Origin of the sequence: Peribacillus sp. TH14 (genome assembly GCF_016651145.1) — a bacterium.
Taxonomy (GTDB): domain Bacteria; phylum Bacillota; class Bacilli; order Bacillales; family DSM-1321; genus Peribacillus; species Peribacillus butanolivorans.
Genome location: NZ_JAEKEK010000001.1, coordinates 2,349,231 through 2,365,418 on the forward strand (window position 1 = coordinate 2,349,231; position 16,188 = coordinate 2,365,418).

The window sequence follows — 16,188 nt, forward strand, 5'->3', positions numbered from 1 at the left end:
GAATAGATGGAAAAATCGGTAGTTGTCAAAAACGTAACGAAAAAATATAAATTATATAATAAAAACTCAGAAAAATTGATGGATCTTCTTTTGCCTAAAAGCTATGGAGAAGAGTATTATGCTCTTAGAAATGTTAACTTTGAAGCGGAAAAGGGAGATGTAATCGGATTTGTCGGGGTCAATGGTTCCGGAAAATCCACATTGTCCAACATTATTGCTGGTATTATCCCGCCCACGGATGGAAATGTGCAAGCTAACGGGAAAACAGCTTTAATCGCTGTTTCATCAGGTCTTAACAACCAATTGACAGGTAGAGAAAATATCGAATTGAAAATGTTGATGCTCGGATTCGATAAAAAGCAGATTCGCGAACTGGAGCCTGAAATCATTGAGTTTTCAGAGCTTGGCAAGTTCATTAACCAACCGGTGAAATCTTATTCAAGTGGAATGAAGTCAAGGCTTGGATTTGCCATTTCCGTTCATATTGATCCAGATATCCTGATTATTGATGAAGCCTTATCAGTTGGGGATAAAAACTTTGCTGAAAAGTGTTTAGAGAAGATGAATGAATTTAAGGAAAGAGGCAAAACGATGTTCTTCGTCAGCCATTCAATCGGTCAGATGAAGAAATTCTGTCAAAAGGCGTTATGGCTTGAATATGGAGAAGTAAAAGCGTACGGCCCCATCAAGGAAGTTATGCCGCAATATGAAGCATTCTTGAAAGAATATAAAGCAATGTCTAAAAAAGAACAGAAAAAATACCGCGAAGATCAAATGAACAAGCGTAGTTCTACAACGGTATAAAAGTGACAGGCAGACTCAAGTATTGGGTCTGCCTGTTTTTGAATTCACCACTTCTTGGTAAGCCTTCTCAAACCGCTCGGCAGCGGCTAGATGGGAATACTCATTTTCAATTTTATATCTTGCCTTTTCGGCTAATTTTGCAGCTCGTACTGGGTCACTAAGCAGAGTAGAGATGGCTTGAGATAGTGCTGTGATGTTTTTCTCCTCCACGAGCAAACCATCTTCTCCATCAGAGAGAATTTCCTTGAGGCCTCCGACTGCACTTGCAATAACAGGTGAACCGGAACTCATCGCTTCTAAAGCAGATATGGAGGTCGCTTCTTCTACCCCGTGTGAATGAACGCTTGGAATGAGTACGATATCTGAAGCACCATACAGGTTTTGCATTTTCTCGAAAGGCACTGAACCTAGGAATAGTACTGAATCTGTTAATTTGAGCCTGGTTATCGTTTTTTCAAGTTGGGCTTGCTGTTCTCCTGTCCCGGCATAGACTAATACAGTGTCATGATGATTTTTCAGTACCTCGGGAAGAGCCATTATCGGATAAATAACGCCGTTTTTTTCTGTCATTCTTCTAGGAACAAAGAGCATCTTTTTATGTAAGGGGATTTGAAAGACTTGTCGAGTTTCATTCCGGTCGGTGGTTTCGGGTTTGAAAGCAGCCACGTCAATGAAATTCTTAATTGTTTCCGCTTCGATATGTGCTAAATGGTTAATATAGTCTTTAATTCGGTGATCGACGGTTACTACTTTTGCAACAGACTGATAGGCTTTTCTTTCAAAATCGCGAATGATTAAATCTTCCATACTGTCAGGAGAAATGGCCCCCCTGCTAACCGCCTCAAATGAATAATACCCATGGACTGTTTCCACAGTTGGGATTCCTGATTCAATGGAGGCAAGCGTTGCGAAAATATCCTGTGCATTAATGACATCATACTTTTTTTTCAAACTTTTAATAGAAGAGGTCAATAACTTCAGACGTTGTCGATCATTGAACAGCTGCCCGCTCCCGTGTTTTACTTTATTTAATAAAAAACCTGGAGCCTGGGCGAGCAACTTTTTCTTAAATGAGGGTAATTGTGAGAAAGACAAAATGTCCACGCTATGACCTCGTGAATTCAATCCCTTTTTTAACGTGGTGATATGACTTGATAGGCCCCCTTCATGAGGGTAGGAAAATATCGTTGTTATTAATATATTCATATCCGCACTCCGTTCTTTTAAATGACTACTTCGATCTAATCTTCCGCAATGCATGTAGACTACTTACTTTAAAAAGCATGGAAAATAGGATATATAACCCGAATACCATAAGGGAAACTATAACTAATTCCACAAAAATGGAGAACTTTAGCGTAAAAGGATGGATCCATAAAGCAAGTCCATAGATGAGAGCTCCGATGATGATTAGCTTGCTACTTTCTTGAAAAACATCAGTAAATACAGCTTTGTCAGTTTTTTTTGTTTTTAGCCACAAGAAGAAGAATAGGTAGAGAGATTGCAGGAGCATCGAAATACCTGAGGCTAAGGCGATTCCGCCGACACCGAGAAAACGTGAAAGTGCCCAGCTGAGCAGGACATTTAGTAAAACAGCAATCAGGCAGGAATACATAGCCACCTTTGTTTTTTTTAAGGCGTAAAAGGCGTTCATCAAATAATCTCTTAGTGCAAAAAAAGGGAGACAAGCTGAATAAAAGAAAAATGCTGCATAAGTTGTTTCTGTTGCGGATGCATCAAAGGCACCGCGTTGAAAAGCCAGAGCGATTAAGCTGTTTCCACTGATCAACATGACAATCATAAAAGGAACAGCTAAGAATAAAAGGGACTTCAATCCTTTTAAGGTTAAACTAAGGAAAGATTGATATCCTTCAATAGCGCGTTCGACAATCGAAGGATATAAAACGGTAATCAGCGGTGTGAGGACAATGCTTAGTGGCAACCACAATAGCCGATTCGCATAGTTCAGGGCCGATACACTTCCAGTCTCGAGCGAGGTGGCAATAATCCGGTCGACGACACTATTTAATTGGATGGCCAAAGCCGCAATGATAATAGGATAAAAGGTGATAAGCGTATTATTAATTTGCTGTTTGTAAGGCCGAAAGGAAAAAATCGGACGAATCTGGTATTTTCTTAATGATGGATATTGAATTATAAATTGGCTGGCGGCACCAAACACAAATCCCCAGGCCAATCCTTTCACCCCAAAGGGAGCAGCGAACAATACGGTAGCTACTATAATGACTGTATTTTGGGCTGTTGAAGTAAAAGCTGGGAGTAGAAAACGCTGATTCGCATTTAATACTCCTGTCGCCATGTAGGCAAGCGTGAAAAAAAGTAAACTCGGCAGCATAATCCTGGTTAGAACCTCTGTTAAAGCAAGTTCGGAACCCGAGAATCCAGGGGCCACCATCATAACGAGCGGCTTTGTGAAAATCAGGCAGGCAATGGTCATTACGACGGCTACTAGCATAAAAAAGGAACCTAATACACTGATGAATTCATCAGCTCTCCTTGGATTTTCCGCTTTTTTCTCCAGGTAAATAGGAATGACACCGGCCTGAAGACCGCTGCCGAGAGCTGTAAAAAGAATGGTAGGAATTAGACTGGCTACGAAAAAGATGTCTGCCGTTGATGATGCTCCGAAATAGGCGGCAATGATTGATTCCCTGCCGAAGCCAAGGACTTTTCCAATGGCTGCAATGATAGTGACGAGCCCGACCGATTTAACAACATGTGAAAGAGTAGGCATATGTTCAATCCTTTAAAAAGATGTCCTTGTGTAAACAAAATCCTAAACAACTATAAAAAATGAGGGTAAACGTTTTATCCTCAAGAATATTGTAAAAAAGTCCAGCTATTAGCCCTGCTATCATCAAGCAGATGGTGAAGACTGCTGAAGTGCCATTGCTTGTTTTAATGATTTTACGAAAGGTTAAAAGAATAAATACGAAAACTGATAAAAAACCGAGCACCCCTGTTTGGACAAGAATCTGAATGTATTGATTATCAGTATACATCCTTTCACCAATCTGGTATTCCTGATAAATCGGTGAGGGGAAGGAAAGGGTGGCTGAATCTCCGAATGTAGCAAGCCCCGTACCAGCTATGGGATGATCCATAAAAATTTCAAGCCCTTTAAAAACGACATATAACCTGCCCCATTCTGTACTTTGATGAAGAGTCTTATCAGAGAACATGTCTGAGAAACGATTGGACAGGGCATGTTCACGTTCGGAAATAGGAGTGCTGCCAATTGTCATATTTTCCATTGGAACCGATGCTGACAGCTCCACTTTGCTTGAAGTGAATAGAACCGGGTAATATATGAGAAGCAGACCGCAAACAAATGACCCTAAAGCAAATTTGAAAAATGTTTTATTTTTAGTCCAGATAGTAAAGACAAGCGTTGCTACTCCGAAAGCGATCATCGTCCCCCGTGAATAGGTGAGCAGTAAAGTTCCGAACATTAAGATGGATGCTAGAAAGACCGAGAACTTATATTTCTTTAACGCTTGAAAGAGGAAGAAGCTAAAAAACAACTGGATGCTTAAAAATAAAGCAAAGACATTAGGATTGGCAGCTGCACCATAAATCCTCATTCGATTTGTTGAGGAAAGAGTCCACATTTCCCAAGCATGAGGCAGTAAGATGGAACGAGAAAAGATTTTCTCCAATAAGCCGTGAAGGCAAAGGACGATTGTAAATAGTAGGGTGACCTTCAAAAAGCGAAAGATATCCTTTCTTTCTAGATTTAATTCACCGATAATATAGAGAAGCAAGAAGGTCACAAGTATAGCTCGGAGTTCAAACAGAATTGGAATGAGACCCACCCCGGTTAAGACCGAGGCAACAACACCAACTAAACAATACAGCCAGAACGGTAAAGTGAAATGATACTTCGCAGTTGACCATTCTTTCTTCTTAAACTTTTCAATAAGTAAAGAAATAAATAGGAAAAGGATAATTAGGTCTCCTGTATAGGTTAAGCCGCTATTCAGTTCCATAAATAAGGGACGGGCTGGGAAATAAATGAATAGAATTAATATCAGGTTTTTTTTATTTATAACGATAAAAATTAGCATCAATGCCGTCGCAGTGTAGCCGACGATAGGGTGAGGTACTGCTAATGAGAAGAGCAGGCACACAATTAGAATGGGTAACGAAAGTTTTTCAAGAAGCTTCAATTGTTCAACCACCTTTGAATCAAAATTACGTTATATGATTTGTATGAAAAAATTTCTTGAATAATACCCGACCCTATAGATGTATAGTACATATGAAAGGCTGAAGAGATATGACTGAGAAATATGTGGAGATATTGTCCATACCATTTATTGATAGCAATATGGATGAATTTATAAATCAGATGATCTACCCAAGATTAATGAATCAAGAAAAAACGTTTGTCGTTACGGCAAATCCTGAAATTGTTGAGTATGCAAATGAACATCAGGATTATAAGGACATCATTACATCGGCTGATTACATTACACCGGATGGCGTTGGTATTATTATGGCCTCAAAATGGCTGAATCAACCATTACAGGAGCGGATTACTGGGTTCGATTTGATGAATGAACTATTCCGGATTGCCGATGAGCAGGCTCTAAAGGTATATCTGCTTGGAGCTGAAGAATCCGTGATTGAAACAGCTGCTTTAAAGGTTCAAGAGAAATATCCGGGTATCGAACTTGTAGGATACAACCATGGATACATTGATATCAAGGACGAGTGCTTGGCAAAGTCCATAGCGGAACTGGAACCCGACATTATTTTGACTGCCTTAGGCTTTCCTAGGCAGGAAAAGTGGGTTTCTATGCACTATCCCTTATTTAAAAAGGGGTTTTTTATGGGAGTTGGAGGGAGCTTTGATGTTCTTGCCGGGAAGGTGAACCGCGCTCCTGTCTTATGGCAGAAGGTGCGTCTTGAATGGTTGTTCCGACTAATCCAACAGCCCTCCCGATGGAAACGGATGCTTGTGCTGCCGAAATTCGTATTAAAGGTTAGACGGAAAAAGAAAAGGTTGCAGCGTTCCTAAACATAAGGAGTGAACTAGATGAAGATCATGCACTTAAACGCTGGTAATGAAACTGGCGGCGGTATGTTTCATATTCTGTCCTTACTTAACCAACTAAATAAAGAGGAATGCCTTCTTGGAGTGTTTGAAAAAGGAGCTCTGTACCGGCAGGCTGTGGCATCTGGGATTCAAACTGAAATTTTCAAGCAACATTCTAAATATGATCTTTCGATATTGAAACCTTTACGGGACTTTATCCGTCTAAATAATATAGAGATCATCCACACACATGGTCCGCGTGCGAATATTTACGGAGCTTTTTTAAAACGTCTCGTAAAACGCCCCTGGGTTCTTACTGTGCACAGTTCCCCTCAGCATGATTTTTTAGATATGGGTGTAAAAGGAAAACTGTTTACGAACTTGCATATTAGGTCATTTCAGCATACTGATCATATACTGGCGGTCTCCGATCGATTTAAGCAAGACTTAATTAGTCAAGGGATTCCCTCAACCAAGATCACCAAGATTTTAAATGGTATTAACTTTGAAAAGAAATTAGAGGGACCCTTTCAAAGAGAAGACTTTGGGTTTGTGGCTGATGATTTTGTTATCATTATGCCTGCTAGGCTTGAACCTGTAAAAGGGCATGAATTTGCCTTAGAGGCATTAAGTCAAGTGATATCGGAGTTTCCCCATGTAAAGCTGTTGCTTGTGGGTGAGGGAAGCAGAAGACTGGCTTTAGAAAAGATGGTTTTGGAAAAAAGTTTAACTAATCACGTGTTCTTTTTAGGGTATCGTAAAGATATAGAGAAGCTCTATCCCTTGGCTGATGTCACATTGTTAACGTCTTTAAGCGAGAGTTTCCCACTTGTTTTACTTGAAGGGGCAAGGGCAGGTTTGCCTGCGATTACAAGTGATGTTGGCGGTGTAAAAGAATTAATTCCGGATGAGAAATTTGGCTGGATAACAGAGATTGGGCATGTAACCCAATTGAAAATGGCTATCTGTAAAGCAGTAGAATTAAAAAAATCCGGAAACCTGACAAGGTTAGGGACAGATTTACAAAAATTTGCAAAAAACAACTTTTCTATAGAGATTTTAGCCGAAAACGTATATAATGTTTATTTGAGGATGAAAAAATAAATAAGTTATTATAAATACGTTTTCTTAATGATTGTTAAGGGTATTAGATTTATGTTGAATAGAGGTGGTTCTTGATGTTAATAGGGGCCTTGTTGGTAGCATTTTTATTGTCCATTTTTTTGACTCCTTTTGTCGGAAAGTTGGCCATTAAATTAGGAGCTACTGATAAACCGAATGAGCGAAAAGTGCATAGCAAAATTATGCCACGCATGGGCGGTTTAGCTATATTTTTGAGTTTTTTCATTACATTCTTAATTTTTACGAATGACTTTTGGGAGCAATTGCCTCTTCTAGTAGGTGCTCTTGTCATCATATTAATTGGGATGGCGGATGATATATATGAATTAAGAGCTGCACCCAAGTTTTTGGGTCAGGTTTTAGCTGCACTCATTATCGTGTTATGGGGCGGTCTTGAAGTTGAATTTATCAACTTACCATTTTTTACCGACACACTTCAGTTTGGCATTTTTAGTATCCCTATTACCATTTTGTGGATTGTGGCGATTATTAATGCCATTAATTTAATAGATGGCCTAGATGGTCTTGCGGGTGGAGTCTCCACAATTGCATTAGTGACGATTGCTACGATGGCCCTTATTAAAGGGGATTTATTTGTAGCGATGGTTGCATTGACTGTGATTGGAAGTACCCTTGGCTTTTTGAAATATAATTTCCATCCTGCAAAGATTTTTATGGGAGATACAGGAGCATTGTTCCTAGGTTACATCATCGCAGTTCTGTCCCTGCTTGGATTCAAAAACGTTACAATGATTTCCTTAATTGTACCGATTATCATTTTAGGGGTTCCTATTTCGGATACATTTTTTGCGATTATCCGCAGGATTGTCAATAAACAACCGATATCAGCTGCTGACAAATCACATTTACATCACTGCTTGTTAGACCTAGGATTTACTCATAAGCAGACTGTACTTCTTATTTACGCTTTAGCTGCCTGCTTTGGTTTAGCTGCCATAATCTTTTCGTTTGCAACAATGTGGGGAGCTTTGATTCTTGTAACTGGCCTCTTATTGATTATAGAAATTTTTGTAGAAAAAATTGGACTGGTCAGCTCGAATTATCAGCCTTTGCTGAAGATGCTTAATTTTAAAAACAAACCATAATTGCTTTAGTGCATAGAATACTAGATTATTATTCTCTATGCAAAGCTCAATAAATATGTTTAATGCCTCCATCCCGTATTTACTAATACGTATGGAGGTTTTTTTATAGTTTCGTTAAGGGTAACCTTCCCATGAAATAAAAAGTGTGTATCTAGTACGGAAGGATGTTTTATATATTAAATTCCTATTTGTGTGTAATATTTAGTATAAAATATCAAGTCGTAAATTTACCACTCAGATGCTCATTTAATCAAAGTTTTGGACATCGTATTATTATGTTTACGCACTCCTCTCCGGTCATTTTTTTATCAAGTTGTTTTCTTTGCTACTGGCGTTTTAAGGACGATAGAGGAGACCTTCTTAGGGGATAAAAGAGAGAGTCAAAAAAAAAGCCCCCCCCACATCATCCTAGGATGAGTGGGGGGGCTTTTATTCTAATTGTTATTGTGATTGAACGGCTTCAGTTTGATTAGAGACTTCTTTAGGTCCCAGATTTAAGTGGGATTGAAGTAGTAGCTTAGTATTTGCTACTGATGTTTCGTTCAATTGATAGTAATAGGTTCCGCTAATTGTGGAATCTTGACCTTCAAGTTTAATAGTTTCGAGATCCAGACCGTTGTCAGATGTTACATATTTTATGAAACCTTTAATTTGTGAGAATTGGAGATTCGTTGTCATATTGTCGCCAACAGCTTCCATAACTCCTGTATACTTCGTTAATGCTCCAACAGAGGTTGCCTTGGCCATGATGGCTTTCAGAACTTCCTGTTGTCGCTCACCACGTTGGATATCACTGTCCTTTTTACGAGTCCGTGCAAAGGCTAATGCTTCTTCACCATTAACAGTTTGTAATCCTTCTTCGAGATGAATGGCATTCTTCTTGTCATGTGAATCCATTTCGTTCATTTCATAAGGTACATCAACTTCAATTCCATCTAATGAGTCCACCACGTCGATGAAGGCATTAAAGTTCATCCGGACATAATAATCAACAGGGATATCGAATAATTCTTCCACAGTATCCATTGTTGCTTTTGGTCCACCAGCTGCATGAGCTGAGTTGATTTTCGTCGTTACGCCTTTGGCTGGTACGTACACATAGGAGTCACGTGGAATGCTTAATAGTTTAATAGATTTTTGATCTTTGTTGAATGTAGCCAGCATTAAAGCATCCGAGCGTGAATTTCCTTTATAGTCGCGTTCATCGCTGTCATCAATCCCTATGAAAAGAATTGAGAAATTATCCTTGAGTGGGTCAACCGTTTCACTCCGCTTGGCTGAGGCCTCGACAGGATCGTAAGAATCATTAAATACATTTTGGGCTTTCATATATAGAGTTGCAGCATACGTAGAAGCTCCTAGACCAAGTACCAACAGGGGGACTAGAAATAACCAAAGCCTCTTTCGCCTTTTTTTCTTTGTTTTTTTAATTTTATAAACACGCCTAGTATTAGACATCTTTTTCTTCTCCTTTTAAATAGCAGACATAAATCGCCATTTTTCGAATCCTTCAGTATATATTTCGTCATATATTAATACTAATTTTACAATGATTTAATAATTTCGTAAAATAAATATTTCTTTTCAATTATATTACAGCAAAAAAAAGGAAAAATATGCAGGAGAAAATTAAACGAGAGCCTGTTCTAAATAAATCATTTCGCCCTCAGTGATACGGCCTTGACCGTTTGTCAGCTCTGTCATCCAGTTGGTATATGCCTGTTTTTGGGCTTCCTCTACATATACCAGAAGATTGACTTGTTCAAGGTATTGAATTTCCTTTATTTGATAAATCGATGATCGTAATTCGTTTTCCAATTTTCCGAGCCAGGTATAGTCGACATTTGTTGAAATTACGCGCATTAATTTTCTATTAACTACACCCGTGGTATTAATTCCTTCTGAAGTCGCTTTACTATAAGCACGAATCAGGCCGCCTGCACCAAGTTTGATGCCGCCAAAATATCGTGTAACCACAACAGCCGTATCTTTTAGGTCTTTTTTCTTAAGAACCTCAAGAATAGGGACGCCTGCCGTACCGCTTGGCTCTCCATCATCAAGGGCTTTTTGAATTTGATTTTGTTCTCCAATCATATAGGCTGAACAATTATGAGTAGCATCTTTATGCTTTTTCTTAATTTCTTGAATAAAGGCCTGTGCTGCTTTTTCTGATTCCACTCGGGCGATGTGGGCAATAAATCGAGATTTCTCAATCACGATTTCATGTTCACCACGTCCTTTTACCGTTAAATAATGAGGGAGCATTACTATTCCACCTTCGCTCTCGCTATTAGTTGATTCATTATAAGGCTTTGCGCAAAAAGTGGCAATGAAGATTATTTTTTATTCCGTATAGTGTAAAGAAACTTTAATATAAGAAAAAGTTGTACGTGTTATAATTAATTCTACTGCCAGCTAATGTTTATTAGATGGTCATATATGCTTAAAAGAATATCATTGTAGGAAAAACAATGAGTTTTGTACCATAAACCTGGCTTGTCCATATCGAGTCAGCTCATTTCAAGGATTTTGCCATTTAATAAATGTATCTGTTTCGTATAATAATCAATGGAGTGGAATATTCCATTTGATTGATAAGGATAATTCGGATTAGGATAATAGAAACAACCTTTTAATAGGTGGTCTAACGTGATATCCATAAAAGCTAGGAATATGAAATGTATACTAAATATGTATATTTTGTGAAAATCCTACAATGAAATTGACGTATTTTTCTTCTTTTTTTGGTACAATATGTTCATGAAGGTTACTTCATTGCAAGTTTCCTGATAATTAACCATTCATGAAAAAGGAAAAAGAGCTTTTTTCCATATACATAGTCTATAAGACAACAAATTGTTTAAGTCTGTTGATTTAAGTGGAGGGATCTTAATGTCCATAAAAAAGGTTGATGCTAAAGCATTGGACAAGATCTTAGAAACAATGGTAAGCACTGTTAGTGAAAGTAAGGATGAAGTCTTTGATATTGGAGAGCAATGTCGCAAAGACTTTGAGTCATTAACAAAAGAGCTTGATGATGTGAAAATCAGAGTTGCCATTGTGATAACCGACAGCGATGCACTGGATTCAAAAGCCAGATTTGCTCGAAAAAGGCTTTCCGAAGTCAGTATGCACTTCAACCATTTTTCTGAAAAACAGGTTCGCGATGCTTATGAAAGAGCACATAAGCTGCAAGTCGATTTACAAATAAATCGCCAGTTAGAGAAAGAGCTTCGTAATCGACGGGATGAACTTGAGCTTAGATTAAGGGGATTACAGCAGACGATTGATAAAGCTGTACATCTCGTCTCGCAAATCTCTGTTGTACAAAACTATTTGACACAGGACTTGAAATTTGTGGGAGAAGCTCTACAAGAAGCGAAACGTAAGCAGGACTTCGGCTTGAAAATAATAGAAGCCCAGGAGCAGGAACGTAAAAAACTCTCACGGGAAATCCATGATGGCCCCGCGCAAATGCTTGCTAATGTCATGATGCGTTCGGATTTGATAGAACGTGTACAACGAGAGAGAGGTCCTGATGAAGCTCTTGTGGAAATCCGTAGCTTAAAAGTCATGGTACGGAATGCGTTATATGAAGTGCGTAGAATCATCTATGATCTGCGTCCTATGGCCCTTGACGATCTAGGTCTTGTTCCTACCCTCAGAAAGTATCTGCAAACGACCGAAGACTATAATACTGGTGTGCATTTGAATTTCGTTAACCTCGGCCAGGTCAAAAGGCTTCCCTCTGATATGGAGGTTGCTTTATTTAGGCTGGTCCAAGAGGCTGTACAGAATTCACTGAAACATGCAGAGCCAAAGCAAGTTCAAGTAAAACTTTCCATTTCTAAAGAGATGGTTACGGTTGTCGTCAAAGATGATGGAAAAGGGTTTGATTCTTCCATTCAAAAAGAGGGTTCTTTTGGCTTAGTAGGCATGAGGGAAAGAGTCGAGCTACTTGAAGGTGAAATGACAATTGATTCACAACCAGGGGCAGGCACTTTGGTGTTTATACAAATTCCCTATCATTTATAAATTTTAGAGAATAGGCATTTAAATAGAAATTAGGAGGAAGAAGCCGTTGAAGACTAGTATCATCATTATAGATGACCATCAGCTTTTCCGTGAAGGTGTTAAGCGTATATTAGATTTTGAATCATCCTTTGATGTTGTTGCCGAAGGCGATGACGGAAGCGAGGCTATGGATCTTGTTGAAACACACAAACCAGATGTTGTTATCATGGATATCAACATGCCGAATATGAACGGTGTCGAAGCGACTAAAATGCTTGTAAACCGTTACCCTGAAACGAAAGTCATCATTTTATCGATTCATGATGATGAAAACTACGTACAGCATGCATTGAAAACAGGAGCACAAGGTTACCTGTTGAAAGAAATGGACGCAGATGCGCTAATTGATGCTGTTCGTGTAGTCGCAGAAGGTGGCTCATACCTTCATCCAAAGGTGACACATAATTTAGTCAAAGAATATCGCCGTTTAGCTGCTGAAGAGGGTGCTGATCGTGATTCAGTACATGCTGTAGAGATTAGAAGACCGCTTCACCTATTGACTCGACGCGAGTGTGAAGTTCTTCAACTTTTAGCAGACGGAAAAAGCAATCGTGCCATCGGCGAAACTTTATATATCAGTGAAAAAACAGTAAAAAACCATGTGAGTAACATTCTTCAAAAAATGAATGTAAACGATCGTACCCAAGCTGTTGTTTTAGCTATTAAAAACGGCTGGGTAGAAGTGAAATAATTTCAACTTATGATAAGTCCGGCTCTTCAGTTTTCGCAATGCGTACTGATGCGCCGGACTTTTTTGTCAAATGCCGAACTCGGCATAAATCTATTCACCTACTTAAATTGTACTAATTTATGGTAAAAAAAGATAAGCTATTTAATGCAAGTTAAGGCATTTTCAGATAGAATGGTGTATAAGATATTTAGAGTAATTTTATAAGGATGGTACTCACTATGAAAACCGCAGTCGTAACAGATAGCACTGCATATATACCTAAGGATATGCGTGATCGTTTACATATACATATGATGCCGCTTAATGTCATTTTCTCCAACGAAGCCTACCGGGAAGAAATCGATATTGCTGCAGATGAGTTTTATGAAGAAGTAAAAAGGCAAGCGAAGCTACCGACCACGTCACAACCGCCAATCGGTCAGTTTGTTGAGAAGTTTGAAGAGCTGCAAAAAGAATATGATGATGTTATTTCAATTCATTTATCGAGTGGTATCAGTGGTACGTATCAAGGTGCGGTTTCAGCAGGTGAAATGGTAGAGGGAGTTCAGGTCCACGCCTTTGATTCTGAAATCAGCTGTAGAGTCCAGGGATTTTATGTTCTCGAAGCGGCTCAGATGGCACTTGACGGTAAGGACGCAGAAGAGATTATGGCCAGGCTCGAAGAAATGAAACTTTCCGTCCGGGCATATTTCATGGCGGATGACTTATCCCATCTGCAGCGTGGGGGGCGGCTAAGCAGTGCCCAGGCCTTGATAGGGAGTTTGCTACAAGTAAAGCCTGTTCTCCATTTTGTTGACAAAGTCATTGTCCCGTTCGAAAAAATCCGTACTAGAAAAAAGGCGATGAAACGGATTGCTGATTTACTTGGAGAAGACGCGGCAAACGGTGAAAACTATAAAGCGGTCATTATTCATGCTAAGCGTGAAGCTGAAGCTAAAGACTGGAAAACGGAACTTGAAGCGCGTTTCCCAAATGTCGAGTTTGACATCAGCTACTTCGGTCCTGTGATCGGAACGCATCTGGGCGAAGGCTCGATGGGGATGGGCTGGTATAAAGTATAAACAGAGGAACGTCTTTCCTTGAAAAAGGAGGAGGCGTTTTTTTATGGATGTAAGAGGGATTCTAAAGTGAAAAGCGAATTCTATTTACGAGTGTAAAATTCAATTCTAAGAAAGAAAGAAGGTTATAGTTTGGAAAATACGATTAGTTCTCCCCCTTTTTCCCCAGAACTTCAGAATCACCTCACAGGAAGGTTGTTATTGGCCTCCGAAATTCCTTTTTCCCCGGCAATCATTTCCGACCAAATAAAGCACGGCTATGTCTCTGTGACTTCCGGCGTGCAATGTGTGAATGGTCAGTACAATTGTGTACGATGCGGTAACCAAAATTCTGCTTTGTTTTATACGTTTCCGTGTAAAATTTGCAATCAAGATTGTACTTACTGCCGGGCCTGTATCATGATGGGGCGGGTCAGTGAATGTGCAAAATTATACGGCTGGATCGGTCCTGATTTGAAGTTTGCGGTTCCTGACAAAGTAATGAGCTGGGATGGAACTCTAACTTCAGGTCAGCAAACGGCCTCGGACTGTGTCGTTGAGGCTATAAAAAGAAAAGGTGAATTACTGGTATGGGCCGTATGCGGAGCTGGTAAAACGGAAGTCCTATTTGCTGGCATTGAGGCGGGCTTGCTTGCCGGAAAACGAATCTGTATGGCAACACCTCGGACCGATGTCGTTCTCGAACTGTCACCCCGGTTAAAAAGAGCCTTTCCAGCCATTGAGGTATCCGCTCTGTATGGAGGCAGCGAAGACCGAAGCAAAGCTTCGCCGCTAACCGTTTCCACCACACATCAGCTTTTTCGTTTTTCTGAAGCCTTCGATGTAGTCATCATTGATGAAGTCGATGCGTTTCCCTACTCTATTGATGATTCTCTACATTATGCGGTTAACAAATCCAAAAAGCCCTCTGCTACAACTATCTACTTAACTGCCACTCCTTCTAAACAGATGCAACGATCTTACCGTAGTGGGAAACTACAAGCCGTGACAATCCCTGCCCGTTACCATCATAAGCCGATCCCTGTTCCTGAAATGAAATGGAGCGGCAATTGGCAAAAACAATATCTCCAAAAAAAGATTCCTCCTGTGATTGCCAGTTGGGTAAGCGAACGTCTTCAGCTGAAGATTCCTCTATTATTATTTTTTCCGAGCATTCAGGTGATGGAACAGGTAATTCCGTTGTTTCAAACACTATCCCCTAAATTGGAGACCGTTCACTCACAGCACCCTGAACGAAAAGAAAGAGTACAGGCATTACGGAATGGCGAGGTCCCTGGATTATTGACCACGACGATTTTAGAACGCGGGGTGACAATTGAACGACTAGACGTAGCCGTGATTGGTGCTGAACATGAGGTATTTTCTGAGAGTGCTCTCGTCCAGATTGCCGGCCGAGTCGGCAGAAGCTTTACTTATCCAACGGGTACTATCACTTTTTTTCATTACGGAAAAAGCAAAGCTATGGTCGAGGCGATCTGCCATATACAAATGATGAATAAAGAGGCCTGGAAAAGAGGTCTGCTGGATGGCTAGATGCTTATTTTGTGTTGAAGAAATGAAAGCAGTATTGACGTGGAGAAATCTATTACTGAAGAAAGAGGCAATGACAATCTGTGAAAGATGTGAAGGGAAACTTAAAAAGTTAGCAGGTGAGGCATGCTCGATTTGCTCTCGAGAGCTTGATAAGAATTACCGCATCGAGGATCTTTGTTTGGATTGTGTGAGATGGGAAAAAGATAAGAAATGGAGCGGGTATTTGTCCATAAACATATCGCTTTTTCATTATAATGAATTCCTGAAAGACATGATTGCGAAATATAAATACCGAGGAGATTATGCACTGGCTGAGGCCTTCGTTCCCTTTTTAAAAGACAAACTAAAAGACATGGATTTTGACTTGGTAACGTTCATTCCTCTTAGTAATGAACGTCTGATGGAGAGGGGTTTCAATCAGGCGCAGGCTTTGACAGATCTGCTAGGCCTTAACACGGTTGAGCTATTAACGCGCCTTCATACGGAAAAACAATCGAAAAAGTCACGTGAGGAGCGGATATCATTGCCACAAGTTTTTCAGGTCACCAAACCGGATTTATTAAAGCAAAAATCAATCTTGATCGTGGATGACATTTACACAACAGGCTCAACACTCCGGCATGCGGCTAAGGCTTTGAAAACCGCTGGTGCCACAGAAGTTTCATCAATTACTCTGGCTAGGTAAAACCGAATATTTTTTATAAACCTTCTAAAGTATCGGTGTTAATATTCGATATA

Annotated in this window: 14 protein-coding genes; 9 read left to right on the top strand and 5 right to left on the bottom strand. The window is 39.7% G+C overall.

What is annotated here, in order from left to right; all coding sequences use genetic code 11:
* Positions 1-6: 6 nt before the first annotated feature.
* Positions 7-804 (top strand): teichoic acids export ABC transporter ATP-binding subunit TagH, encoded by a 798-nt coding sequence (gene tagH, locus JFU50_RS11330; RefSeq protein WP_201187413.1) that lies wholly within the window; start codon positions 7-9, stop codon positions 802-804.
* A gap of 15 nt (positions 805-819) precedes the next feature.
* On the opposite strand, the gene JFU50_RS11335 is transcribed toward tagH, so the two are convergent.
* Genes JFU50_RS11335 through JFU50_RS11345 form a run of 3 tightly spaced genes read right to left on the bottom strand, consistent with a single transcriptional unit; the run spans position 820 to position 4,994 of the window.
* Positions 820-2,010: a glycosyltransferase family 4 protein gene (locus JFU50_RS11335; RefSeq protein ID WP_201187411.1), complete on the bottom strand. Its 1,191-nt coding sequence runs from the start codon at positions 2,008-2,010 to the stop codon at positions 820-822.
* 25 nt (positions 2,011-2,035) lie between these two features.
* Complete coding sequence (gene murJ, locus JFU50_RS11340) at positions 2,036-3,559, bottom strand: murein biosynthesis integral membrane protein MurJ (RefSeq protein ID WP_201187410.1); 1,524 nt, start codon at positions 3,557-3,559, stop codon at positions 2,036-2,038.
* A 4-nt stretch (positions 3,560-3,563) separates the two neighbouring features.
* Positions 3,564-4,994 (bottom strand): O-antigen ligase family protein, encoded by a 1,431-nt coding sequence (locus JFU50_RS11345; protein ID WP_207198791.1) that lies wholly within the window; start codon positions 4,992-4,994, stop codon positions 3,564-3,566.
* Between the two features lie 110 nt (positions 4,995-5,104).
* On the opposite strand from JFU50_RS11345, the gene JFU50_RS11350 reads away from it, so the two are divergent.
* The 3 genes from JFU50_RS11350 (at position 5,105) to JFU50_RS11360 (ending at position 8,094) form a co-directional block, all read left to right on the top strand.
* Positions 5,105-5,848, top strand: coding sequence for a WecB/TagA/CpsF family glycosyltransferase (locus JFU50_RS11350; protein ID WP_201222644.1), 744 nt, complete (start codon positions 5,105-5,107; stop codon positions 5,846-5,848).
* 18 nt (positions 5,849-5,866) lie between these two features.
* Positions 5,867-6,970, top strand: a complete 1,104-nt coding sequence (locus JFU50_RS11355) for a glycosyltransferase family 4 protein (protein ID WP_201222645.1) — start codon at positions 5,867-5,869, stop codon at positions 6,968-6,970.
* Positions 6,971-7,044: 74 nt separating this feature from the next.
* A complete protein-coding gene (locus JFU50_RS11360; protein ID WP_201187404.1) occupies positions 7,045-8,094 on the top strand; it encodes a glycosyltransferase family 4 protein in 1,050 nt (349 codons plus the stop codon).
* A gap of 441 nt (positions 8,095-8,535) precedes the next feature.
* Here the strand turns inward: JFU50_RS11360 and JFU50_RS11365 are convergent, their stop codons facing one another.
* Both JFU50_RS11365 and JFU50_RS11370 read right to left on the bottom strand, forming a co-directional pair.
* Positions 8,536-9,552: an LCP family protein gene (locus JFU50_RS11365; protein ID WP_201187403.1), complete on the bottom strand. Its 1,017-nt coding sequence runs from the start codon at positions 9,550-9,552 to the stop codon at positions 8,536-8,538.
* A 171-nt stretch (positions 9,553-9,723) separates the two neighbouring features.
* Positions 9,724-10,359 (bottom strand): YigZ family protein, encoded by a 636-nt coding sequence (locus tag JFU50_RS11370; protein WP_201187401.1) that lies wholly within the window; start codon positions 10,357-10,359, stop codon positions 9,724-9,726.
* A gap of 627 nt (positions 10,360-10,986) precedes the next feature.
* Between JFU50_RS11370 and JFU50_RS11375 the strand changes: the two genes are divergently transcribed.
* The 5 genes from JFU50_RS11375 to JFU50_RS11395 all read left to right on the top strand — a co-directional run bounded on the left by JFU50_RS11375 (position 10,987) and on the right by JFU50_RS11395 (position 16,135).
* Positions 10,987-12,129 (top strand): sensor histidine kinase, encoded by a 1,143-nt coding sequence (locus JFU50_RS11375; protein WP_201222646.1) that lies wholly within the window; start codon positions 10,987-10,989, stop codon positions 12,127-12,129.
* A gap of 46 nt (positions 12,130-12,175) precedes the next feature.
* Positions 12,176-12,859: a response regulator gene (locus tag JFU50_RS11380; protein ID WP_053348555.1), complete on the top strand. Its 684-nt coding sequence runs from the start codon at positions 12,176-12,178 to the stop codon at positions 12,857-12,859.
* Positions 12,860-13,077: 218 nt separating this feature from the next.
* Entirely contained in the window at positions 13,078-13,920 is an 843-nt protein-coding gene (locus tag JFU50_RS11385) for a DegV family protein (protein ID WP_053348556.1), read from the top strand.
* A 198-nt stretch (positions 13,921-14,118) separates the two neighbouring features.
* Positions 14,119-15,450, top strand: coding sequence for a DEAD/DEAH box helicase (locus JFU50_RS11390; RefSeq protein ID WP_242485358.1), 1,332 nt, complete (start codon positions 14,119-14,121; stop codon positions 15,448-15,450).
* The gene (locus tag JFU50_RS11395) at positions 15,443-16,135 is read left to right on the top strand and encodes a ComF family protein (protein WP_201222647.1); all 693 of its coding nucleotides are present in this window, start codon (positions 15,443-15,445) and stop codon (positions 16,133-16,135) included. The genes JFU50_RS11390 and JFU50_RS11395 overlap by 8 nt, the downstream gene beginning before the upstream one ends.
* Positions 16,136-16,188: the final 53 nt, after the last annotated feature.